Source organism: Vreelandella songnenensis (assembly GCF_003002925.1).
Classification (GTDB): Bacteria; Pseudomonadota; Gammaproteobacteria; order Pseudomonadales; family Halomonadaceae; genus Vreelandella; species Vreelandella songnenensis.
The window spans coordinates 66,303-87,601 of sequence record NZ_PVTK01000010.1; the positions used below are offsets into that span (position 1 = coordinate 66,303).

The following is a 21,299-nucleotide window of genomic DNA, read 5'->3' on the forward strand; positions in this document are numbered from 1 at the left end:
CGAAATTAATTTTGTACTAGACGATAGTAGCGAGTCTGTTTAATGCCATTTATTAAACAAAAACGAGGAATTCACACTTGCCTGGAACGCTTTTGACGGAGCGAATCATGATTTTACGGCACTTTAGAAAGTAGAGATCGTATCCTGACGATCGCGCATTGCGCCCGCCGTCTTGTGTGCCTAACCTGAAGTACACGCTTCGAGAGCACGGACGCCATGATGAATGCCCCAACTTCTTTACCCACAGATTCCAAACGCTCGCTATGGGCGGCCGTGCTGGTGGGTATCGGTGTCATGGCCGCGGTTGACGAAATCGTCTTTCACCAACTTTTACAGTGGCACCACTTTTTTGATTTCGGCACGCCTGCGTTCGGGATTCTGTCGGATGGTCTGCTCCACGCGGTTGAGCTACTTGCTGTTGTTGTGGGGGTATTCATGCTGCTGGATCTCTCTCAGCGCAAGCGCTTGGCGACCCCTTGGGCCTGGGCCGGGTTCTTTCTGGGGATGGGCGGCTTTCAGTTATTCGATGGTTTGATCAACCACAAGATCTTGCGCCTTCACCAGATCCGTTACGGTGTGGATCCGCTGCTTTACGACCTGGTGTGGAACGGCGCGGCGGCAGTACTACTGCTGATAGGCGTGTGGCTCTATCGGCGTGCCAAGCAGAGCACGCGAGGCTAGATGCACGCGCATGGCCATGCCACCCAGGGAGCGCTGCTTGAAGGGTGGCCGCTGGCGCTGATTGCCCTGGTAACGGTGGGCTACCTTGCCGCAGCGAACCGGCAGTGCGGCACGTCTTCCGGGTGGAGCGCGTGGCGCGGTATCGCTTTTTTGATGGGCAGTTTGCTGCTGGCGCTGGCGTTTGCGCCGCCCTTGATGGCGTGGGCGCATCACGATTTACGCGGCCATATGGCGCTGCACCTGCTGATAGGCATGTTTGCCCCCCTGGCCTGGGTGCTGGCCGCGCCCGTGACGCTCCTGCTGCGCACCCTGCCCCAGGCGGGAGGGAGGCGGGTGGCAGCATTTCTGCAAAGCCGCTTCATTCGTTGCGTATCCCACCCGATCACGGCGCTGATACTCAATATCGGCGGCATGTACGTTCTGTATTTAACGCCGCTTTATACCGCCTCGCTCGATAGCTCCGTGCTTCACAACGCTATCCACCTGCACTTTCTGCTGGCAGGCTACTTGTTCTGCTGGGCGATTCTCGCCGAACCGGACGTGTCTCCCCACCGGCTGAGCCTGCGCTTTCGGCTCGGCGTGCTGTTCGCCTCCATCGCCACCCACAGCGTGCTGGGCAAGCTGATGTACTCTCAAGGCTGGCCCCGCGGCACAGGGCATTCGCTTGAAGAGGTGCGCGCCGCCGCCCAGTTGATGTACTACGGCGGCGACCTGGCGGAAGTGCTCTTGGCCGTGGTGCTGCTGACGCTTTGGCTGCGCCGGCCAGTTGAGCGGCGTGAGGCGCTTTTAACCAGCAAGGCCTCTTAAAGCAGCGCCTTGCCCTGACGATAATACGCTGCATGCTCTTCATCGGGCACCATTGCTCCCCCTGTGGCCCAGACCAGGTGCGTGGCGTTTGAAAGCACCTCCTTGAGTCCAAGGCTTGCTCGCTCCTGCGTCGATGCATGACTAAGCCGGGCAAAGCCCGGCAGCCCGGCCACGGCAGAAGGCTCAAGGTCCAGTCCTTCACTCTCCTTGATAAGCGCCACCAGCGCGTAGAGATGTTCATCGCTGACGGTGTAGATCCCGTCCAACAGTGGCTCCATCACCTTGCCTACGAAAGCGGATGCGCGCCCGACCGCCAGGCCGTCGGCGCAGGTAAGGTTGTCCAGGCCGATGTCCTGAACGCTGATGGCGTTGTGCAACTGCGTATGCATGCCCAGCAGCATGCAGGGCGAGTGGGTGGGTTCGGCAAACAGGCAGTGCACGCTGTCACCGAAGACGTGCTTGAGGCCAAAGGCGATGCCGCCGGGGCCGCCGCCTACGCCGCAGGGTAGATGGACGATCAGCGGGTGCTCGTTATCAACGCGTATACTCTGCGAATGTAACTGCTTTTTTAGCCGCAGGGCGGCCACGGCATAGCCCAGAAACAGTGAGGTCGAGTCTTCGTCATCGACAAAGTGGCAGCGCGGCGTGCGCAGGGCTTCTTCACGCCCCTGGGCCACGGCAACGCTGTAGTCGGATTGATGCTCGACCACCTGGACACCTTTCTCGCGCAGCAGCGCCTTCTTCCAGGTACGGGCATCCGCTGACATATGTACGGTCACGTTGAACCCCAGCCTGGCACTGATAATTCCGATGCTAAGCCCCAGGTTGCCGGTCGAGCCGACCACGATCGAGTGCTGGGAAAACAGCGTCCGAAACGCTTCTGAGGCAAAGCAGGTGTAGTCATCGCCAGGTGTTAACAGGCCATGGGTCACGGCCAGCTTTTCGGCGTGAAGCAGCACTTCGTAGATGCCGCCACGCGCCTTGATCGAGCCGGAAATGGGCAAGTGGCTGTCGCACTTGATCAGAAGGTGTTCAGGCGGTGCGGTATCGAGCCACTGAGCGACCCTGCGTGCGGCGCTGTCTGCCCGGATTAACGGTGACTCAAGAATGCCCTCAAGCGTTGCCGTTTCGGGAAACGCCGCGACGAAATAGGGGGCAAAGCGCTGTAGGCGCGCAGCAGCCTCCTCGATATCATCGAACCCAAGTGCAAGTTCCTGTTTTATTTCGTCAAAGGGGCGCCGGCTGGGGTTGAGCCACAGCGTTTCCTTGCCTTGGCGTAGAGCATTGAGCGTGGTGTCTGTGCCGGCGAAAGCAATGTCCACCCAGCCCTTTCGTGTGGAAGTATCCATAGCGTTACCTAAGAAAGTTGATGCCCACCAGCAGTAATAAAAGTGAAAAGAGGCGTTTGAGTAGTAGCGGGTCGAGCCGGTGTGACAGGCGCGCGCCAAAGCGCGCGAATAGCATGCTGGTTACGCCAATGCCCATTAACGCGGGCAGGTAAACGTAGCCCAGGCTCCATGGCGGTAACCCGTCGGCATGCAGCCCGATCCAGATAAACGAAACCGAGCCGGACAGCGCAATGGGCAGGCCGCACGCCGCCGAGGTGGCCACGGCGTGCTTCATGGAAAAGCCGCGCCAACTCAAGAGCGGAACGGTCATGGCGCCACCGCCGATGCCGAAAAGGGCGGAGCCCCAACCAACCAGCACGCCAGAGGCGCCAAGAAAGGCGCGCCCTGGCGAAGCGTCAGGATGGGTGCTGGGCTGAAGTTGAAAGAACATCTGGATAGCCACCAGAATCGCGAAGCCGCCGATCATCTTTTGAAGCAGTACGCCACTCAAGAACGAAGCCGTATAGCCGCCCGCCACGCTACCACCCACAATCCCCACGCCAAGCCAGAGCACCGCATGCCAGCGTACCGCGCCGTAGCGGTGATGGGCGATGACGGAGTTGATAGAGGTGAACACGATGGTGGCAAGTGATGTACCCACGGCCAGGTGAGTCAGAACATCTTGAGAAACGCCCTGCAGCGTAAACACGTAGATCAGCAGCGGCACGATAATCAGCCCGCCGCCCACGCCAAACATACCCGAGAGAACACCCGCCGCGGCGCCCAGCAGCAAGTAGATAAGCAGTTCCAATGATCGAGTCCTCTAAAATGACGACGCCGCCTCCACGGCAGGCGCCGGCGAGGCAGTAAAGGTTAGGCAAAGCCCATGAATCCTTCAGCGTTGCAAAGTGCCTCGGCTTGAGCCAGGTAGGCAATATCCACGCTGGGGCGCTCAAGCAGGGCATCGCCTTTGAACAGTATTTCCAGTTCCCGGGCGAACGCCAGCGTTTGCAGGTCGCTCCCACGGCGGCCGATGATCTGCAGGCCAAAGGGCAGGCCGTTGCGATCACGCCCTGTGGGCAGCGTCACCGAAGGATGGCCGGCAAGGGTCGAGGCGTAGGCCATGGAGAGCCAGTGATAGTAGCTCTGAGTAGGTTCGCCATCGATCTCGGTAGGATAAAGCTCATGCCAGTTGCGTGGACTGATGGTGGTTGTGGGCGCCAGAATGAAGTCGTGATGCTCAAAGAACTGCTGCCAGTGCCGGTAAAGATGCGTCTGATTGGTCAGCGCCCGCACAACATCCAGCGCCGAGTAGCTTTCTCCCTCGTGCACGTTGTCGCGCACATTAGGGCCTACTTTATCCGGGTACTGCTTCAGCAGATCGCGGTGGTGGCCGGAAAAGCACAGCGCCCGAATGATCGCGAAGGTGTCGTCGGCTTCCAGGCAGTCCGGGTGGGTGTCGTTCAACTGGCCGAACACATGACCAAAGCGCTTGAGCTTTTCACTGAAGCTATCCGCGATGAGCTTTTCGGTCATGGTGAAGCCGAAGTCTGTGGTAAACGCCACGCGGGCGCTGCACAGATCGTATGCCGGCAGATGGCGAAACGCATCCGCCTGATAGACGGGTTTATCTTCCACGACGGGGGTCCAGGGGTCGCGGCGGTCGGGGCGAATCATCGCCGAGAGCATCAGCGCGGTATCCTCTACCGTGCGTGCCATGGGGCCGTTGAGCGACATTGGCAGCCAGCCCAGCGCCCGGCTGTGCCCAGGAACCAGGCCCGGCGTAGGACGAAAGCCCACCACGCCACAAAAAGCGGCCGGGTTGCGCAGGCTGCCGCCGGTATCCGAGCCGGTGGCCAGCGGCGCCATACCGCAGGCCAGGGCCACCGCCGATCCGCCGGATGACCCTGCCGCCGAACGGCTCAGGTCAAACGGATTGGCCGTTACCCCGTACACCGCATTGCGGGTATTGCCACCGGCGCTCCACTCCGGGTTATTGGTCTTGCCCATGATGACGGCCCCTTCGCCGCGCAGTTGGGCCACCATAGGGTCGTCACCCTTGGCGATATTGTCAGCGTAGATCTGGCTGCCGAAGGTGGTCGGCAGGTCGGTCACGTCCACCATATCCTTTACGCATAGTGGCAAGCCGTGAAGAATTCCCAGGGCATCGCCGCGGTCGATACTGGCCTGGGCGTTTTCGGCGGCACGACGCATGGCGCCAATATTCTGCGCCACCAGGGCGTTGACGGCAGGGTTGACGGCTTGCGTACGCGCAATGCAGCTGTCGGTCAGTTCAACGGCAGAGAGTTTCTTGCAGGCCATCAGGCGGCGTGCTTCAGTCGCACTCAAGTCACAAGCATTCATTGGTGAATATCCCTAAGTCATTGGTTAGCTGGCGGGTGCAAAAGCGGCGAAATTCCAGGAGCGCCCAGGGGCAACGGCGATCAACTGGCGCGTGTAGCTGGCCTGGGGGTGGCCCAGCACCTGCTGTGCCGGCCCGTACTCGACCACCTGACCGCGCTGCATGACCAGCACATCGTCGCAGATCTGGGCGGCTACGCGCAGATCGTGAGTGATGAACAGGATCGAAACGCCCAGGCGCTTTTGAATATCATCAAACAGCGCCAGCACTTGGGCCTGCACCGAAACATCCAGCGCCGAGACGGCCTCGTCGGCCACGATCACGTCGGGCTCCATCGCCAGGGCCCGAGCAATCGCAATACGCTGGCGCTGGCCGCCGGAAAACTGGTGCGGGAAGCGGTCGATGGCATCCGGCGGCAGGCCCACCAGCTGTAGGAGCTCTTCGGCCTGGGCAAGCGCTTCGCGGCGCGGCTTGCCGTAGTTCATCGGCCCTTCGATCAGGCTCTGGCCAATGGTGATACGCGGGTTCAGTGAGCGATAGGGGTCTTGAAACACCATCTGGATACGGCCACGGTGCGGCTTGAGCCCGCGTGGATGCAGATCGGCAATATCCTGGCCATTGATGCGAATCGTGCCGCCCGTTGGGTCGATAAGGCGCATCACGCAGCGGGCAAGGGTCGACTTGCCCGACCCAGACTCCCCGACAATGCCCAGGGTGCGTCCTTCAAGCAGGTGAAAGCTGACATCGTTGACCGCGCGGGTACCTGTTCGGGGCTTGCGCCAACCGTTGAACAGGCGCTTGGAGACCCCGTACTCCTTGGCAAGCTCCGCCACATCCAGCACCCGGCGCGGCCCTCGTTCAGGGCGCGGCGGCCTGGGTGTCAAGCTGGGCACGGCGGTCAGCAAACGTCGGGTATACGCTTCCCGTGGGGAGCTGAGCACCTGGTTGACCGGGCCCTGCTCGACAATCACACCGGTATTCATGACGCAGACCCGGTCGGCAATGTCGACCACCACGCCCATGTCGTGGGTGATGAACAGCACCGCCGTGCCGTGCTTCTCCTGAAGCTCGCGGATCAGCTTGAGAATCTGGTGCTGAGTGGTGACGTCCAGCGCGGTGGTAGGCTCATCGGCAATCAGCAGACGCGGTTTGAGCAGTAGCGCCATGGCAATCATGATGCGCTGGCGCTGGCCGCCGGAAAGCTGATGCGGATAGCTCGTATACATGCGCTGGATATCCGGCAGGTGTACCTGCTCCAGCGCGTCCAGCACCTGGGCGCGGCGCTCGGCGCCTGATGCCTGGGTATGGCAGGCAAGCACCTCATCCAACTGCTTGCCCACGGTCAGCACTGGGTTCAGCGCAGTCATCGGCTCTTGAAAAATCATTGCCATGCGGCTGCCGCGAAGCTCGATCAGGCGTTTGGGGGTGGCCTGAAGCAGGTCCTCGCCATCCAGCAGCACCCGGCCGCTGGTCGCGCGCAGGCTACCCGGCGGCAGAAGCCCCAGGGTGGTCAGCGAGGATACCGACTTGCCCGAACCGCTTTCACCCACCAGGCAGAGCGTTTCACCGGCATGGATCTCGAACGACACCGCCTTGAGGATCTGCTTGGGCGTCTTGTCGGTGGTCTCGACGACGAGTGCGTCGACGTGCAGTACAGGATCTTGAGTGCTCATCAGCCTTCCTTGCGCTTCATGACCGGATCGAGGGAGTCGCGGGCGGCGTCGCCCAGCAGGTTGATCGAGAGAATGCACAGTGACAGCAAAAGGCCTGCGCAGAAGATCAGCGACGGCTGTAGCTGAAAGTAGGTGCGCCCATCGGACATGATGTTGCCCCAGGTGGGAATTTCAGAGCTGAGCCCGACCCCCAGAAACGACAGGGTCGCTTCGGTCAGAATGGCGGCGGCGCACACGTAGGTACACTGTACGATCAGGGGCGCAAAGGTATTGGGCATCAGGTGGCGCCATAAAATGGTGCGGGTGGGGGTACTCATCAGTACGGCGGCCTCCACAAACGCTTCTTCTCGCGTGGCCAGTACCTGAGAGCGCACCAGGCGCACTATCTGGGGGATTTCCGGCACGGTAATGGCGATCATCAGTGTCCACAGGTTGGCCGAGGTCAGTGAGACGATCGCGATGGCAGCAAGAATGCCGGGAATAGCCATCAGCCCATCCATAAAACGCATGAGCACGGCATCAATGGCGCGAAAATATCCCGCCAGCAGCCCCAAGGGCAGGCCGATCAGCACGGTAAGAAAGGCCACGCCCACGCCGACCGCCAGCGATACCTGCGCGCCGTACACCACGCGGGAAAAGAGATCCCGGCCGTAAGCATCGGTGCCCAGCCAGTGCGCCGCACTCATCGATTCCAGGCGGCTGGTGGGTGAAAGTGCAGTGGGGTCTTGGGTGGCAATCAGCGGCGCGAAAAGCGCCATCAGCACAATCAGCAGAAGCGTTGTGGCGGCTATCAGCGTGGTGGTGCGCGGGCGCAGGCGGAGAAGCCGCGTCACCAGCCCGTGAAGACTGTAGCGGGCGGGCAGCTCTTGAGTGTGAAGGTGGGTAGGCATCAGTAGCGGATCCTGGGGTCAGTGATGGCGTAGGAGAGATCAATCAGCAGATTGATTACCACGTACAGGCCTGCCGTCAGCAGAATGAGCGCTTGAATGACCGGGTAGTCACGCGCCAGCACGGCATCGACAATCAGCCGTCCAAGCCCAGGAATGTTGAATACGCTTTCAGTGACCACCACCCCGGACACCATCAGCGCAAAGCCGGTGCCAATCACGGTAAGAATGGGTACACCCGCATTGCGCAGGGCGTGACGAAACAGGATGAGTCGTTCGCCCAGACCCTTGGCGCGGGCGGTACGGATATAATCCTCTTTCAATACTTCCAGCATGCTGGCACGCGTCATGCGCGCGATCAGCGCAATATAGACCGATGAAAGCGTCAGGGCGGGCAGCACCAGGCGCCTTGCAAACTCGCCAACGCCGTTTTCCAGGCTGCGGTAGCCCTGTACCGGCAGCCAGCCAAGCTCAATGGCAAACACCTGGATAAGCACATAGCCAATCACGAACACAGGCACCGAAAAACCCACCACTGATATCGACATCACCAGGTTGTCGATCCAGCTACCCTGGCGCCAGGCGGCGATGACGCCCAGCGGAACGGAAATAAGCACGGTAAACACGATGGCTGCGATGGCCAGGCTGATGGTGGGTTCAAGCCGCTGGGTGATCATGGAAAGCACCGATGTCTGAGAGATCAGCGACGTGCCGAAATCGCCTTGCAGCATGTTGCCTATCCAGATGAAGAACTGGGTGTAGATCGGCTGGTCCAGCCCCAGGGCGGCCCGGATGCTGGCCACCTGTTCAGCACTGGCCATGTCACCGGCAATGATCACGGCCGGGTCGCCGGGGGAGAGGCGCAGCAGCAGAAAGACGGAAAGCGCGACCACCAACATCACTGGAATGGCGGCCAGCAGCCGGCGAATAAAATAGCCAAGCATGGGAATTCCCTCGGTCAGCGGGTAGACGGGTAAGCTCCTGCCCGTCAGCAACAGGCAGGAGAAAAAGCGCTTAATCAGCCTTGCGCATACCCCAGAAGACGGGAACCGGCCCTTCGACGATATCGCTCAGCTCCTGACGCCAGGAAGTGACATTCTGGAACTGACCTAAAGGAATGAGCGTCGTCTGTTCCATGGCATGGCGCTGGACGGCATCGGCCATGGCTTTGCGCTGCTCTTCGCTCTGCGCCAGGGCAAACTCGGTACGCAGCTCCTCCATTTCCGGGTCGGTCGGCCAGCCAAACCAGCTGCCTTCCAGGCCGGTGGCGATCAGGAGAGGGTTGATGGAGGGCGACCAGGTACTGTCGACCCCGAAGTTGGTAAAGATCATGTCCCAGCCACCGTCGGCGGAGGCGTCACGACTGGCCCGCTGGCTCACCAAGGTCTGCCAGTCCATCTGGCGAAGCTCAACGTTGAAACCAGCGTTGCGCAGCGCCTGAGCTACCACCATGGGCTGGGGTGTCAGCGTGGCCACATCCGAAGGTTGCAAGAGCACGATAGGACGCTGGTCGTAGCCGGCTTCTTCCAGCAGTGCACGGGCTTCGTCAAGGCTCCCGCCGTTGGTGAGCGATTCACCGCCGGACTCGGAGGAGAGCTGTGTACCGCAGCCAAACACCGAGGCGCAGGTCTGATAGAAGCGCGGGTCGCCGACCAGGGCAGCCATGACATCTTCCTGGCTGATAGCCAGTAGCGCGGCGCGGCGGATACGCGCGTCATCGAAGGGAGGGTGAAGAAAGTTGGTACGCGCCAGCGTCAGCATGCCCAGCGGGTCGAGTACGTCGGCGGTAATCTCGGGGTTGTGCTCAAGCAGAGGCAGCAGATCAAAGGGCGTACGCTCGATATAGTCGATGTCGCCGCTGTTGATGGCGTTTACCGTGGTTTGCATGTCCGGCATGTGCACCCACTCGACCCGATCGACGAAGACCTCCTTGCTGCCTGCCGTGCCGGACGGGGCCTCGTCACGCGGTTCGTACTCGTCAAAGCGCTCGTACACCACTTTGACGCCAGGCTGGTACTCGTCAGCGACAAACCGGAAGGGCCCCGAGCCGATCTGGTTGGGCAACGGCTGGCCCGGCGCAATCGATGCAACGTCTTCAGGCATCATGAAGGCTGCCATCGCTGAAGGTTTGGACATCAGTCCGATTACATCTCCAAGCGGGGTGGAAAGGGTGAGTTCGAAACGGTGGTCATCCAGCGCTTCAAGGCTTTCCAGGTGATCCAGGATCAATGTGCCGCCGGGGTCAAAACTGGCCCAGCGCTCTAGTGAGGCAATACAGTCGGCAGCGGTAACCGGCGTACCGTCGTGCCAGGTCAGCCCTTCGCGCAGGGTAAAGGTATAGGTCAGGCCATCATCGGAGATATCCCAGTCGGCCATCTGCGGCTGCGGATTGAGGTCGGCATCCAGCCCGATCAGAGTGTCGTAGATCATGTAGCCGTGGTTGCGCGCGATGGTGGCACTGCTTGAGACGGGATCCAGCGCTCGAAGTGCCGAGTGCATGACCGCGTTCACGGTGGTTTCAGCCTGGGCGGTGAAGGAAAGGGCGCTGACCGTGCCAATAGCGGTCAGAAGCGCTTTCTTGGTAAAACCTGCAAGGGGCGTCGTATGCATCGCAATCTCCATTGATATTATTAGCGGCTGGCGATAACCACGTTGACGGTCGGCAAATCGGCGCTTGTCATGGATAGGCGTCTTGTTGATCTGCTTCTGGTTCGATACTAGCGCTGGCAAAAGCCATGACGTTAGATGTATTTTTCGAATGCGGTATTGCCTTTTAGGCAATGCAATTAACGAACCAGAGGTGGGGGAATGGCATGAATGAACGCATTCTGCTGGACTCGGCGTTGCGCTATTTTCTGGAGATTGTACGGCAGGGGTCGATCAACAAGGCTTCTGCCCAGTTGCACGTTGCGCCCTCTGCGGTCAGCCGCCAGATCGCCCGCCTTGAGGCCGAACTTGGTAGCCAACTTTTCGAGCGTCACCCTACCGGCATGCGGCTGAGCCCCTCCGGGGAGCTTCTGGCTGCCCACGCACGCAAGGCGCGCCTGGATGCGGCCCGGGTGGTCGAGGAGATCACCGGGCTTGAAGGAATACAGCGAGGAACGGTGCGGCTTGCCAGTATCGAGGGTCTGGCAAGCTACCTGTTGCCACATGTGATCAGCGAATACCGCCAAAAGCATCACGGTATCCATTTCGATCTGGCGGTCATGTCATCAACGGAGGTGACGCAACGCGTCTGTGAAGGACTGGCGGATATTGGGCTTACGATTTCGCCAGCCCCGGAGAAGAACATTCAGGTCGAAAAGCGGATCATGGCGCCGATCCATGCGGTCATGCACAGTAGCCACGCGCTGGCCGCTAAAAAGCATGTTTCCCTGGCACAGCTCAGCCACTATCCGTTGGCGTTACCCACGGATAACACCACCATTCGTCAGTTGTTCAACGTGAGTTGCAGCCGTCAGGGGTTGCTTATCGAGCCAGTCATGGTGAGTAACTTCGTGACCACGCTAGTGCATTTTGCCGCCTGCCAAGGAGGAATCACGCTGATTGGTGATGTATCGGTGCGCCACTTGAGCGATGCCGCCCAACTCGTTTCGCTCCCCATCCGGGATCGGGAAATGAGCGGGCGCACCATCGAAGTGCAGACACTGGCAGGGCGTACGCTGCCCAAGGGCGTTGCGGATTTTCTGGGGGATTTATGCATGGCCCTGGAGTCGGACAAGGCATGAGGCCACGCTGAGTTCGTCAGCGTGGCCTCTGCTCGAAAGCGGAACTTACGTTTACAGGGCTCGCTTACCCGCCGCCAGCACATACAAGAACTCAAGCCCCAGCGTTGCCGCAGCAAGCGAGGTAATATCCGCGTGATCGTAAGCCGGGTTGACCTCCACCACGTCCATACCCACCAGATCCATACCCACCAAGCCCCTGACGACCTTGAGCAGCAGGTCGGTGGACATGCCGCCGCACACCGGCGTGCCGGTGCCCGGTGCAAACGCCGGGTCCAGTCCGTCAATATCCAGGCTGACGTAGGCCGGGTGATGGCCGACGCGGGCGCGTATTTTCTCAAGCACCGCCTTGGGGCCGTTGTCGTTTACCCAGTCGGCGTCCAGCACTTCATAGGGATGATTGTGACGATCGTAACTGGTGCGAATACCAATCTGCAGCGAGTGCTCGGGTACGACCAGGCCCTCTTTCAAGGCGTGGTGGAAGATGGTGCCGTGGTCAAAGCGCGTGCCCTGCTCGTAGGTATCGGTGTGGGCGTCAAAGTGAATCAGCGCCAGCGGGCCGTGCTCGCGGGCATGCGCGCGCAGAAGCGGCAGGCTGATGTAGTGATCGCCGCCGAGTGTCAGCATCTTCTTGCCCGCTTTCAGCCAGCGGCCGGCGTGGCTTTCCAGGTTGTCCACCAGGCTCTCCGGCTCGCCGTAGGCGTAATCCAGGTTGCCCGCGTCAACCACGGCAAGGCGCTCTTCGAGCGCGAAATCCCAGGGCCAGCGCTTGCCTTCCCAGATCAAGTTGGCCGTGGCCTGACGAATGGCATTCGGCCCCATGCGCGTGCCCGCCCGGCCGGAACACGCCAGGTCAAAGGGCACGCCGCTGATCACGACGTCCGCATCGGTCGCTTTAGGGTCGGTAGCCTTGGCTACGTTCATGAAGGTCGAGATAACATCACCAAACAGGCTGGGCATGATGGGTGTCTGGGTCACCGGCGGACGTCTCCTTGAGCACAAGATCGCGTAAGCCACGCGACGAGGAGGCGACCATAAATAATTTCGAGCGATAAATTAAATGAATGTTTAGAATTAAACCATTCATTGAATGAATAGTAGGGAATGACGGGCATTTATGAGCATACCGCGTCACTTCGATTTAAACCTGCTGCGGGTGTTCGAGACGCTGATGCGCGAACGCCACGTAACGCGTGCCGCCGAAAAGCTGCACGTAAGCCAGCCGGCCTTGAGTCACGCGCTGAAGCGGCTGCGCGAGTCGCTGGATGACCCGCTGCTGGTGCGCACCGAAAGCGGCATGCAGCCCACCCCCCGAGCGCTGGCGCTGTTGCCGGTGGTGCAACAGGCGCTGGCCATGCTGCAGGAAGGGCTGGCCCCGCCGGCGTCGTTCTCGCCTGCCAGCAGTACACGCCGCTTTACGCTGGCCACCACGGATTACTTTGAAGAAGTCATGTACCCCGGCTTTTTAAGCCAGCTTTTGACCTATGCGCCGGGTATCAGCTTTTCCATCGAATTGATTACTCCAGAGGTGTTGAGCGAGGGCCTTGAAAGCCGCCAGATCGATATGGTGGTAGGGCTGGATAGCCAGGAAGAGTTACCCGGCGGCGTGCTGCAGGCACCCTGGATGCACGAAGAGCTGGTGTGCCTGGCGGCCACCCATAACCAAGGCGTAGGGGAGGCGCTGGGGATCCAGCAGTTTTCCCGGATGATGCACGTGGAGCTTGCCGATATCAGCGGGCTACGGCCCAGCAATATCGACAGCTGTCTGACCCAGCACGGGCTGACGCGCCGGGTGATCTCGAAGAACCTCAACTACATTGCCGCTGCACGCGTGGTCGCGCTGACGGACGCCATCATGACCCTGCCAAGGCAAATGGCCGAGCGGTTCATCGCCATGCTGCCGGTGCGGCTGGTAGAGCCGCCCGAAGAGCTTCCCGCGCTCAACATGACGCTGATTCAGCACGCCCTGCATGCCAATGAGCCCTCCATCGCCTGGCTCAATCAGCAGCTGATCGATTTTGCCCGGGCTTTCAACGGGCGGGCCTGATCGAAAAATGGCCTCCGTCTTGCTTGATAAACCGGGTGTGCGCGCATCGTCCTGAACGGCCAACCGGCTTACACTGAACACATGCTACGCCGCTTTATCAGCATAACAACGCCAAACAACACCAAGGAGTTGCCGATGTCGCTGAATGTTCTGGTCATTGGGGCAGGAATGGGCGGTTTGAGCGCTGCGCTGGCGTTCCAGCAGCAGGGCCACCACGTCACTGTAATGGAGCGGGTAGAGGAGATGCGCCCGGTGGGGGCGGCTATTTCGCTGTGGTCCAACGGCGTCAAGGTGATGCATAAATTGGGCCTTGGCACTGCCATCGAGCGCTTGAGCGGCGACATGCAGCGCATGCGCTACCTGAGCCATGATGGCCACCTGCTGAGTGATTTCTCGCTGGCCCCGCTTTATGAAGACGTCAAGCAGCGCGCCTGCCCCATTGCCCGTGCCGCCTTGCAGCAAACCCTGTTTGAAGCGGTCGGCGCCGAGCATATAAAGCTTGGTCAGCACTGCGTGGATTACACGAGCGACGCCCGTGGTGTGACCGCCATCTTCGCCGATGGCCGCGAGGTCGAAGCAGACCTGCTGGTCGTGGCCGATGGCACCCACTCCCGGCTGCGCAACAAGATCGTGGGGCGCGCCGTGGAGCGCCAGTACGTGGGCTATGTGAACTGGAACGTGCGCGTACCCGCTTCAAATGCGCTCGCCCCGCTGGATAGCTGGGACCAGTACGTGGGCGAAGGCAAGCGGGTGTCACTGATGCCCATGGGCACCGGCGGCAACAGCGAAGGGCAAGAGGAGTTCTACTGCTTCTTCGATGTGCCGCTACCTGCCGATACCCCCAACGACCCCGCCCGCTATACAGAAGAGCTGCGCGAGCACTTCGCCGGTTGGGCGCGGCCCGTACAGGCGCTGATCGAGCACGTCGACCCGGCGCGCATGGCGCGGGTCGAGATTCACGATATCGCACCGCTCGAAACTTTGACCAGTAACCGCGTGGCGCTGCTGGGCGATGCCGCCCACGGCATGGCACCGGATCTGGGCCAGGGTGGCTGCCAGGCGATGGAGGATGCCTGGGTGCTGGCCCAGGCCGTGCAGCAGGCGCTCGAGAAGACGCCCGTGGTAGAGGAGGCCCTGCGCCAGGCGCTTGAAACCTACGATGTCGCCCGGGTCGAGCGGGTAGGCGAGATCGTGGCCAGAGCGCGCACGCGGGCGGAGATGATTCACGGCCACACCCCGGCGCTGACTCAGGCGTGGTACGCCGAACTGGGCCAGGAAGATGGCCAGGGCGTGCGTGAAGGCATTCGCAAAACCATTCTGGGCGGCCCGTTGGGCTGAGAAAAAGCCCAAAAAAAGCGTGCGGCCAAAAGGCCGCACGCGTGTCGTCACGATTGCACGCCTTTTGCTCAGAAGATAAAGCGCACGTAAATATAGCCCAGCGATAAAAGCGTCAGCGTGGCAATCGCCAGCCAGCTCCAGGCGTTGATCAGCTTCGAGGGGCGAAGCGATACCGGCACGGTGGCGCCGTTGGCGGTGAAGTGGTTCAGCGCGGCGAGGATCGGGCTGAGCAAGAACGCCACGACCATCACGAAGTCCATGAAGAGGCGGAAATTGCCCATCAGCGTATACAGAATCACCGCCGCCAGGAGCGAAAGCCCGATCAGCGACACCAGAAACGCCGGGCTGCCCTCGATCGTGCGGGACGTTTCCGTCGCGCCCGCCGGACGGGTGAAGGTGTACCAGGAGGCGCTGATCATGCGCGGAAAACCGTCGAGCACGGTCAAGAGCGTGGTCAGCATGACGGTAAACGCCGAAATGCCCACGACCACGCCGCTCCACTCGCCCAGGGTGCTGGTGTAAAGGCTGATGACCTGGCTTGCAAAGCCGACCGCGCCGTCCGCCGGGGTGATGCCCTGGCTGTGCATGACGCCCGCGCCCATGATCACGAAACACGCCGCCAGCACGCCGGCGCCGATATAGCCGATGTTGAAATCGATCTTTTCGGCGGCGGTGTCGCTGCGCCTACCTTGCGCCTTGTTGCGCGCCTCGGACCACAGCGAGTTCATGACGGCAAGCGTAATGTCCGAGGGCATCAACCCAAGCACCGCCACCAGGGTCACGAAGGTCGCCACGCTCCAGAGCGGCGACACTGCCGTTTCCGGATAGAAGGTCCAGTCCACCAGCGGCAGGGCAACGATCGCGGCCAGCACGGTAGTCACGCTCAAGATCACCACGAAGACCTTGTTGACCCAGTCCAGCAGCTTGTAGCCGCCAGCGAAGGTCAGCACGCCACACAGCGCGATCAGAATGACCGCTACCGTGGGCGGGCTGAGCGTCAGCGGTACGATGCTGCCGGCAAGGCCCGCGGTGGTGATCGCGATGGCGGCGATGATGATCGCGGTCACGGGGATCTGCACCAGCGCGAACAGCCCCACCACCGAGCGCCCGAAGGTCTGGCGATACCCCTCGACCAGAGATTTGCCGGTCACGCTGACATAAAAAGGCCCGAAGAAGAACGACGGATACTTGAGCAGCACGGCAAGCAGGATGAAGCCCAGCAGGCCAATGCCGTATTCAGCCCCGGCACGCGTTGACTGGACGACGTGCGAGGTGCCGATGGCCGCCCCTGCAAATAGAAAACCGGGCCCGAGAGCCGCGAGGTACTTGGCATACACTGATTTGGCCGGTACCGGGGCCGTCAGCGTACTGGATTCTTGAGGGGGCATGGCAGGCTCCTTGTGAGCGGGATTCGGATAATCTTCGTTATTGTTTTCGCGTGAACAGCGTTATGGGGGCGTTACAGGGGCGCTATGGTAGCTCAGTCGAGGACCGCTTTCCTATTGCTCGGAGTTATCCTTGGTGACTCACACCCTGACGCCGCCGCTTGGCTTGCATGCGTATATGGCTTGCCGCAGGTCAGGTACGCAGCTGATATGTATTTATTGCACCTTTCTGAGTCTGTACTGGGAAGGCTTGGCAAGGCATAGTCGTACCGGCCCGACGCAAGATTGCCAGCTGGGCCAAGCGCAGGACGATAAACCGTTTAAGGGGCCGACCATGTTGACTGTTTTTATCTATTTGATGATTTTTGTGGGCGTGACCGTCGCGCTCTACCAAGTCTACGAAGTCAACTACAACATCAACTTCGCCAACGACCTGAAGCTTTCCGATGCCGACAAGGCGCATCTGAGCGAGCTGGCACAAAAGGCCGAAGTGGCGAAGCGCGGTGATGCCAGCGCGTTCAACCAGGCGGTTGCGCGCATCTTTGGCTCAGAGCTTGACCCCCACATCGTGCTACGGGCGTTTTCCGAGGAGAAGTTGAGCACCTACGCCATTCCGCTGGTGCGCCGCCGCAAGCGGCTCGAAAACGGCCGCGAAGCAAGCCTTTGCCACCTGCCCAGGCGCAATATTCGCGTGCTGATGATTTCGCTGGTGATCGTGAACAGCATGTTGGCCCAGTTTCTGGGCGGCATGAGTATCTTTACGCTGCTCTACCCGGCCACCTCGCCCGCGTTTACCTGGCTGAATTCGCCGGCCATCCTGATGCTGCTGACCTTCTTGCTGATCGCGGTCTCCCACGGTATTTCGCGGTTTGATATGTACCGGCACGATCTGTATCAAATTGGAGAGCTGATGCGCCAGGCGCCGGAAGGCCGCCCCCTGCAAGGCCAAAGCGCTTAGCTTGGGCATTAGAATGAGGCCAGTAACCGTCCGAGCAGCGCCATGGCCTCTTCACTGCGCGGTGTCCAGGGGTGGCCGTAGCTCAAGCGCGCGCAGTGGCGATACCCCTGCGTCGCGGAGAAGATCGGCCCCGGGGCGATGCTGATGCCCTGCTCGCGGGCCATATGGAACAGACGCAGCGAATCGACCTGGCGGGGAAATTCAAACCATAGAAAATAGCCGCCTGACGGGCGCGTGGCCCGGGTGCCCGCAGGGAAGTAGCGGGCCGCCGCATCCAGCATGTGCCCCTGCTGGGTTTCCAGAGCGTAGCGCAGCCTGCGCAGATGGCGGTCGTAGCCACCGTGCTGCAGGTAGTCGGCAATCGCCACCTGAGCGGGTACCGAGGGCGAGATGGTGGTCATCAGTTTCAGCCGCGAAATACTCTCCGCGTAGCGCCCGCCCGCGACCCAGCCCACCCGGTAGCCCGGCGCCAGGCACTTGGAAAACGACCCGCAGTGAATCACCAGCCCCTCGTCATCGTAGTGCTTGACCGGCGTGGGCGGCGTAGTGCCAAAGTAGAGCTCGGCATAGACATCGTCTTCGATCAACGGTACCTGATGCTGCTTTAAAAGCGCGTAGAGCGCCTGCTTCTTGGCATCGCTCAGGCTCGCGCCCAGTGGGTTCTGCAAGTGGCTCATGAACCAGCAGGCCTTGATAGGGTGGCGGGCCAGGCTCTCCGCCAGGGCCTCCAGGTCGATCCCCTCCCGCGGATGCACGGGAATCTCCACCGCTCTGAGCTTCAGGCGTTCAAGCACCTGAAGGCTTGCGTAAAAGGCGGGCGACTCGATGGCGACAAGATCCCCCGGAGACGTCACGCACTGAAAGCCTAGGTTCAGCGCCTCCATGGCGCCGTTGGTAATTACCAGCTCCTGGGGTGTCAGGTGCACCCCGGTCAAGCGATAGCGCAGGGCGATCTGGCGGCGCAGGTCCGGGTCACCGGCGGTCATGTCGGCAATGATGGCGTCGGCCGGCAGCGCCCGCAGCCCCTTGGTCATGCTGCGTGCCAGGCGCGGTAGCGGAAAAAGCTCGGGGCCGGGAAACGCCGAGCCGAAGGGCACCGTATCGCTATCCTGAAGGGAGCCCAGTACCGAAAAGACCAGCTCGCTGACGGCAATGTCGGCGGTCTCCTGAACGCACGGGTTCATCTCGGGCTCGTTGAGCAGACGCTGGGCCTGTTCGCGCACGAAATAGCCCGAGCGCGGCCGCGCCACGATCAGCCCCTGATTCTCCAGCAGGTAGTACGCCTGAAACACGGTGGAGGGGCTGATGCCGTAGTGGCGGCTGGCCTGGCGTACCGAAGGCACGCGCTCCCCCGGCGCCAGCACGCCGCTGCGAATCAGCTCGGAAATCTCGTCGGCAAAGCGTTCGTAGCGTTTCATGTTCCCCACCGCCCAACATCAGGCCCTGAGGATACGCTAACGGCAGACAAAAACCGATGCGCAGGCGCTATAGGCGGCTGAGGATCAGCGCCGCATTGACGCCGCCAAACCCAAATCCGTTGCACAGCACGTGCTGTGCAGGATGTGTGCGCTGAGTATGGGGGATGAAATCCAGATCCCGCGTCTCTTCATCGCTTTGGCTCAGGTTCAGCGTAGGCGGCAGATGGCCAGTGGTGGCGGCCAGCGCTGAAAAGATGCCTTCGACACCGCCCGCCGCGCCCAGCAGATGCCCGGTGGAGGATTTGGTGGAGGAGATCGGAATGCCAGGCAGGAGGCTGCCAAACACGCGGCGCAGCGCGGCAATTTCGGCGCGGTCGCCCACCGGGGTCGAGGTGGCGTGAGCGTTGATGTAGCCAATCGCGTCAGGCGCAAGCCCCGCCATGTTGAGCGCTGAGTGAATGGCCGCCGCCGCGCCGTTGCCGTCATCCGGCCCGGCGGTCATATGGTAGGCATCGGCGCTGGTGCCGTAGCCGCTGATCACCGCCAAAGGTGTGGCGCCTCGAGCCTCTGCATGGGCCAGGGTTTCAATCACCATGAGGCCGGCGCCTTCGCCCATCACAAAGCCGTTGCGGCGACTATCGAAAGGGCGCGACGCGCTTTCTGGCTGCTCGTGATCGGTGGAGAGCGCCTTGAGCGCATTGAAACTGGCAAGCGATAGTGGATCGATACACGCCTCGGCCCCGCCCACCAGCGCCACATCTGCTTCGCCACTGCGAATCAGGCGCATGCCGTCGCCAATCGCCTGAAGCCCCGCCGCGCAGGCGGTGACCGGGCACCCAAGCGGACCCTGAAAGCCGTAGCGGATCGACAGGTTACCCGCCGCCATATTGGCCAGAAAGGCCGGCACGGTAAACGGTGATACCCGGCGGGAACCCTTGGTCTGCAGCGTTTGCTGGGCCTCGGTGATGGTGGGGAAACCGCCAATGCCGGAGCCTACTATGGTGGCCGTGGCGCGCCGCTGGGCTTCGTTTTCAGGCTGCCAGCCTGCCTGTTCCAGCGCCTCTTTAGCCGCCGCCAGGGCATAGAGGCTGAACAGATCCAGCTTGCGGCGCTCCTTGGCGTTAGCTATATCATCCAGGCAGAGGCCGTTTTTCGGGTCGTCTGCTGCGTGGGTCACGGTTCCGGCGATCTTGATCGGGGTGGCGTCGGTATCAAAGCGGGTAATCCGCCGAATGCCGGACTGCCCGTCCAGCAGGCGCGCCCAGCTAGTCTTGACGTTATTACCCAAGGGGCTGACCATACCCATGCCGGTAATCACAATAGGGGAATGCATAGCGGCTCCTCATGGCGTTAAATAACCGTCACGCTAGCAGTACACATTATATGATCAAGATAATATTCAGCGGTTTAACGGCGAGGTAACCATGCCTTACCCCAAACACCATAAAGCGAAAACCCGCGAGCGCATCCTGGCTTCAGCCACCGAGCTGTTCAGCCGGTACGGCTTCAACAAGGTCTCCATCGGCCAGGTGATGAAGCTTTCCAAGATGACACACGGCGCATTCTATGCACACTTTGCCTCCAAGGAGGCGCTCTACGATGCGTCGGTACGCAAGACGCTGGATGGCAGCCGGGCCGCCAGGCTGGTCAAGGGGCCGCTCTCCTTGCAGCACCTGACCGAGCTGGTTTCCAACTACTGGAACCTTCAGGAACTGGAGCGCAAGCAGCAGCCTGGGCCTGAAGCGGTGCTTTTCAATGAAATAGGCAGCGAAAAAGCCGAAATTCGCACCATGTTCGAAGCCTCGTATCTGAGCATGAAGAGGATGCTGGAGACCCGCCTGCTGGCGCTGAGTCGGCTCAAGAAGCTGCCCTTTGCCAACGACCGCCGCGTGATTGCCGATAAGTCGCGGGTGATCCTGGCGTCCTTGGTAGGGGCTGTCGCCATTGCCAAGAGCCTGCCCGGTGAAGAGGAGCGCCAGCATGTGCTGATGGCAACGCAGCGACAGATCCTGCTGATGCTCGGCGTCAGCGAGAAAGAGGCCGAGGGGATGCTGCAAGGGGTGATGGGGAAGGCATGAAGACAACGGCCGTTGCGGCACTCCTGCTCCTTTTCTGCCAACGCCCGTCTCATCTGTTCACCGCTTCCCCCTTCCTTCTCAGCGCTGTAAAGTAGCCCGCTAACAAAACGCACGTACTCAGGTAACTACCATGCCCTTCCGCCGCTACCCAGAACAGCGCCTGCTTGCCGCGCGCAAGCTGCACCCCCGGTTTACGCCGGTGGTCTTTGCCTTCTACATGTCGACGATCATGGCGTTCTTGATGACACTGATCATCACCGCCGTCAACGCAGGCATGAGCGATGACTATTTTAGCCAGGTGTGGAATGCCTATCGTGTCGCGATGCCCAGCGCCTTTCTGTGCATCCTGGTGGTGCGCCCGCTGGTCGCCCGCCTGGTTCAGTTTACGATCAGGTCGCACTGAGACAATTACCCCCTTCGGTTTTCGCCCATACTCGGCCTCCCTTTGTGCACGACCTGCCTGTCAGCGGCGGTCTATCAAAGGTTGAATAGCGTTTCTGAAAGCCATCATGCGAATCTGAGACGTTTGAACAAGGCGGGCAAATAACAAAACCGCCTTTCCAGAGGGCCGCGCTTGCTATTCAGGCCGATAGCCCGCTTTCCAAACCGAAG

General features: G+C 61.0%; 19 protein-coding genes. 8 read left to right on the forward strand and 11 right to left on the reverse strand.

Annotated elements, in window-relative coordinates; genetic code table 11:
- Nucleotides 1–219 precede the first annotated feature (219 nt).
- Together B0H98_RS14985 and B0H98_RS14990 are read left to right on the forward strand one after the other, a co-directional pair.
- On the forward strand, nucleotides 220–681 hold the full coding sequence (locus B0H98_RS14985; protein WP_106375873.1) for a DUF2243 domain-containing protein: 462 nt from the start codon (nucleotides 220–222) through the stop codon (nucleotides 679–681).
- A complete protein-coding gene (locus tag B0H98_RS14990) occupies nucleotides 682–1,488 on the forward strand; it encodes a cytochrome c oxidase assembly protein (RefSeq protein WP_106375874.1) in 807 nt (268 codons plus the stop codon).
- Here B0H98_RS14990 and B0H98_RS14995 read toward each other — a convergent pair.
- From B0H98_RS14995 to B0H98_RS15025, 7 genes are all read right to left on the reverse strand, one after another.
- Nucleotides 1,485–2,837, reverse strand: a complete 1,353-nt coding sequence (locus B0H98_RS14995; protein ID WP_106375875.1) for a D-serine ammonia-lyase — start codon at nucleotides 2,835–2,837, stop codon at nucleotides 1,485–1,487. The genes B0H98_RS14990 and B0H98_RS14995 overlap by 4 nt on opposite strands.
- Nucleotides 2,838–2,841: 4 nt before the next feature.
- The gene (locus B0H98_RS15000) at nucleotides 2,842–3,627 is read right to left on the reverse strand and encodes a sulfite exporter TauE/SafE family protein (RefSeq protein WP_106375876.1); all 786 of its coding nucleotides are present in this window, start codon (nucleotides 3,625–3,627) and stop codon (nucleotides 2,842–2,844) included.
- A 62-nt stretch (nucleotides 3,628–3,689) separates the two neighbouring features.
- The gene (locus B0H98_RS15005) at nucleotides 3,690–5,165 is read right to left on the reverse strand and encodes an amidase (protein WP_244183194.1); all 1,476 of its coding nucleotides are present in this window, start codon (nucleotides 5,163–5,165) and stop codon (nucleotides 3,690–3,692) included.
- A gap of 39 nt (nucleotides 5,166–5,204) precedes the next feature.
- Nucleotides 5,205–6,851, reverse strand: coding sequence for an ABC transporter ATP-binding protein (locus B0H98_RS15010; RefSeq protein ID WP_106375878.1), 1,647 nt, complete (start codon nucleotides 6,849–6,851; stop codon nucleotides 5,205–5,207).
- On the reverse strand, nucleotides 6,851–7,741 hold the full coding sequence (locus B0H98_RS15015) for an ABC transporter permease (RefSeq protein WP_106375879.1): 891 nt from the start codon (nucleotides 7,739–7,741) through the stop codon (nucleotides 6,851–6,853). The genes B0H98_RS15010 and B0H98_RS15015 overlap by 1 nt, the downstream gene beginning before the upstream one ends.
- Nucleotides 7,741–8,682: an ABC transporter permease gene (locus tag B0H98_RS15020; RefSeq protein WP_106375880.1), complete on the reverse strand. Its 942-nt coding sequence runs from the start codon at nucleotides 8,680–8,682 to the stop codon at nucleotides 7,741–7,743. The genes B0H98_RS15015 and B0H98_RS15020 overlap by 1 nt, the downstream gene beginning before the upstream one ends.
- 70 nt (nucleotides 8,683–8,752) lie before the next feature.
- Complete coding sequence (locus tag B0H98_RS15025; RefSeq protein WP_208623630.1) at nucleotides 8,753–10,348, reverse strand: ABC transporter substrate-binding protein; 1,596 nt, start codon at nucleotides 10,346–10,348, stop codon at nucleotides 8,753–8,755.
- 203 nt (nucleotides 10,349–10,551) lie between these two features.
- On the opposite strand from B0H98_RS15025, the gene B0H98_RS15030 reads away from it, so the two are divergent.
- Nucleotides 10,552–11,466, forward strand: a complete 915-nt coding sequence (locus tag B0H98_RS15030; protein ID WP_106375882.1) for a LysR family transcriptional regulator — start codon at nucleotides 10,552–10,554, stop codon at nucleotides 11,464–11,466.
- A 51-nt stretch (nucleotides 11,467–11,517) separates the two neighbouring features.
- On the opposite strand, the gene speB is transcribed toward B0H98_RS15030, so the two are convergent.
- The gene (gene speB, locus B0H98_RS15035) at nucleotides 11,518–12,423 is read right to left on the reverse strand and encodes an agmatinase (RefSeq protein ID WP_106375883.1); all 906 of its coding nucleotides are present in this window, start codon (nucleotides 12,421–12,423) and stop codon (nucleotides 11,518–11,520) included.
- A gap of 157 nt (nucleotides 12,424–12,580) precedes the next feature.
- Here speB and B0H98_RS15040 point away from each other — a divergent pair, with 157 nt between their 5' ends.
- Nucleotides 12,581–13,510, forward strand: coding sequence for a LysR family transcriptional regulator (locus tag B0H98_RS15040; RefSeq protein ID WP_106375884.1), 930 nt, complete (start codon nucleotides 12,581–12,583; stop codon nucleotides 13,508–13,510).
- Between the two features lie 135 nt (nucleotides 13,511–13,645).
- Nucleotides 13,646–14,848, forward strand: a complete 1,203-nt coding sequence (gene hpxO / locus B0H98_RS15045) for an FAD-dependent urate hydroxylase HpxO (protein ID WP_208623631.1) — start codon at nucleotides 13,646–13,648, stop codon at nucleotides 14,846–14,848.
- Nucleotides 14,849–14,916: 68 nt separating this feature from the next.
- Here the strand turns inward: hpxO and B0H98_RS15050 are convergent, their stop codons facing one another.
- Nucleotides 14,917–16,236: an NRAMP family divalent metal transporter gene (locus B0H98_RS15050; RefSeq protein WP_106375886.1), complete on the reverse strand. Its 1,320-nt coding sequence runs from the start codon at nucleotides 16,234–16,236 to the stop codon at nucleotides 14,917–14,919.
- Between the two features lie 331 nt (nucleotides 16,237–16,567).
- Here B0H98_RS15050 and B0H98_RS15055 point away from each other — a divergent pair, with 331 nt between their 5' ends.
- Complete coding sequence (locus B0H98_RS15055; protein ID WP_106375887.1) at nucleotides 16,568–17,191, forward strand: hypothetical protein; 624 nt, start codon at nucleotides 16,568–16,570, stop codon at nucleotides 17,189–17,191.
- A gap of 8 nt (nucleotides 17,192–17,199) precedes the next feature.
- Here B0H98_RS15055 and mapR read toward each other — a convergent pair whose 3' ends face one another.
- Both mapR and fabF read right to left on the reverse strand, forming a co-directional pair.
- Nucleotides 17,200–18,609 (reverse strand): GntR family transcriptional regulator MpaR, encoded by a 1,410-nt coding sequence (gene mapR / locus B0H98_RS15060; RefSeq protein WP_106375888.1) that lies wholly within the window; start codon nucleotides 18,607–18,609, stop codon nucleotides 17,200–17,202.
- Between the two features lie 67 nt (nucleotides 18,610–18,676).
- Nucleotides 18,677–19,942 (reverse strand): beta-ketoacyl-ACP synthase II, encoded by a 1,266-nt coding sequence (gene fabF / locus B0H98_RS15065; protein WP_106375889.1) that lies wholly within the window; start codon nucleotides 19,940–19,942, stop codon nucleotides 18,677–18,679.
- A 91-nt stretch (nucleotides 19,943–20,033) separates the two neighbouring features.
- Here fabF and B0H98_RS15070 point away from each other — a divergent pair, with 91 nt between their 5' ends.
- Nucleotides 20,034–20,687, forward strand: coding sequence for a TetR/AcrR family transcriptional regulator (locus tag B0H98_RS15070; RefSeq protein WP_106375890.1), 654 nt, complete (start codon nucleotides 20,034–20,036; stop codon nucleotides 20,685–20,687).
- A 130-nt stretch (nucleotides 20,688–20,817) separates the two neighbouring features.
- Nucleotides 20,818–21,090 carry a DUF2798 domain-containing protein gene (locus B0H98_RS15075; protein ID WP_106375891.1) on the forward strand — a complete coding sequence of 91 codons (273 nt, stop codon included), beginning with the start codon at nucleotides 20,818–20,820 and terminating at the stop codon, nucleotides 21,088–21,090.
- Nucleotides 21,091–21,299 lie beyond the last annotated feature (209 nt).

Excerpts from the sequence above, each read along its gene's own strand:
- B0H98_RS14985 (WP_106375873.1), top strand. The coding sequence starts at position 220 with ATGAATGCCCCAACTTCTTTACCCACAGATTCCAAACGCTCGCTATGG.
- B0H98_RS14990 (WP_106375874.1), top strand. The coding sequence starts at position 682 with ATGCACGCGCATGGCCATGCCACCCAGGGAGCGCTGCTTGAAGGGTGG.
- B0H98_RS14995 (WP_106375875.1), bottom strand. The coding sequence starts at position 2,837 with ATGGATACTTCCACACGAAAGGGCTGGGTGGACATTGCTTTCGCCGGC.
- B0H98_RS15010 (WP_106375878.1), bottom strand. The coding sequence starts at position 6,851 with ATGAGCACTCAAGATCCTGTACTGCACGTCGACGCACTCGTCGTCGAG.
- B0H98_RS15015 (WP_106375879.1), bottom strand. The coding sequence starts at position 7,741 with ATGCCTACCCACCTTCACACTCAAGAGCTGCCCGCCCGCTACAGTCTT.
- B0H98_RS15020 (WP_106375880.1), bottom strand. The coding sequence starts at position 8,682 with ATGCTTGGCTATTTTATTCGCCGGCTGCTGGCCGCCATTCCAGTGATG.
- B0H98_RS15025 (WP_208623630.1), bottom strand. The coding sequence starts at position 10,348 with ATGCATACGACGCCCCTTGCAGGTTTTACCAAGAAAGCGCTTCTGACC.
- B0H98_RS15030 (WP_106375882.1), top strand. The coding sequence starts at position 10,552 with ATGAATGAACGCATTCTGCTGGACTCGGCGTTGCGCTATTTTCTGGAG.
- speB (WP_106375883.1), bottom strand. The coding sequence starts at position 12,423 with ATGCCCAGCCTGTTTGGTGATGTTATCTCGACCTTCATGAACGTAGCC.
- B0H98_RS15040 (WP_106375884.1), top strand. The coding sequence starts at position 12,581 with ATGAGCATACCGCGTCACTTCGATTTAAACCTGCTGCGGGTGTTCGAG.
- hpxO (WP_208623631.1), top strand. The coding sequence starts at position 13,646 with ATGTCGCTGAATGTTCTGGTCATTGGGGCAGGAATGGGCGGTTTGAGC.
- B0H98_RS15050 (WP_106375886.1), bottom strand. The coding sequence starts at position 16,236 with ATGCCCCCTCAAGAATCCAGTACGCTGACGGCCCCGGTACCGGCCAAA.
- B0H98_RS15055 (WP_106375887.1), top strand. The coding sequence starts at position 16,568 with ATGTTGACTGTTTTTATCTATTTGATGATTTTTGTGGGCGTGACCGTC.
- mapR (WP_106375888.1), bottom strand. The coding sequence starts at position 18,609 with ATGAAACGCTACGAACGCTTTGCCGACGAGATTTCCGAGCTGATTCGC.
- fabF (WP_106375889.1), bottom strand. The coding sequence starts at position 19,942 with ATGCATTCCCCTATTGTGATTACCGGCATGGGTATGGTCAGCCCCTTG.
- B0H98_RS15070 (WP_106375890.1), top strand. The coding sequence starts at position 20,034 with ATGCCTTACCCCAAACACCATAAAGCGAAAACCCGCGAGCGCATCCTG.
- B0H98_RS15075 (WP_106375891.1), top strand. The coding sequence starts at position 20,818 with ATGCCCTTCCGCCGCTACCCAGAACAGCGCCTGCTTGCCGCGCGCAAG.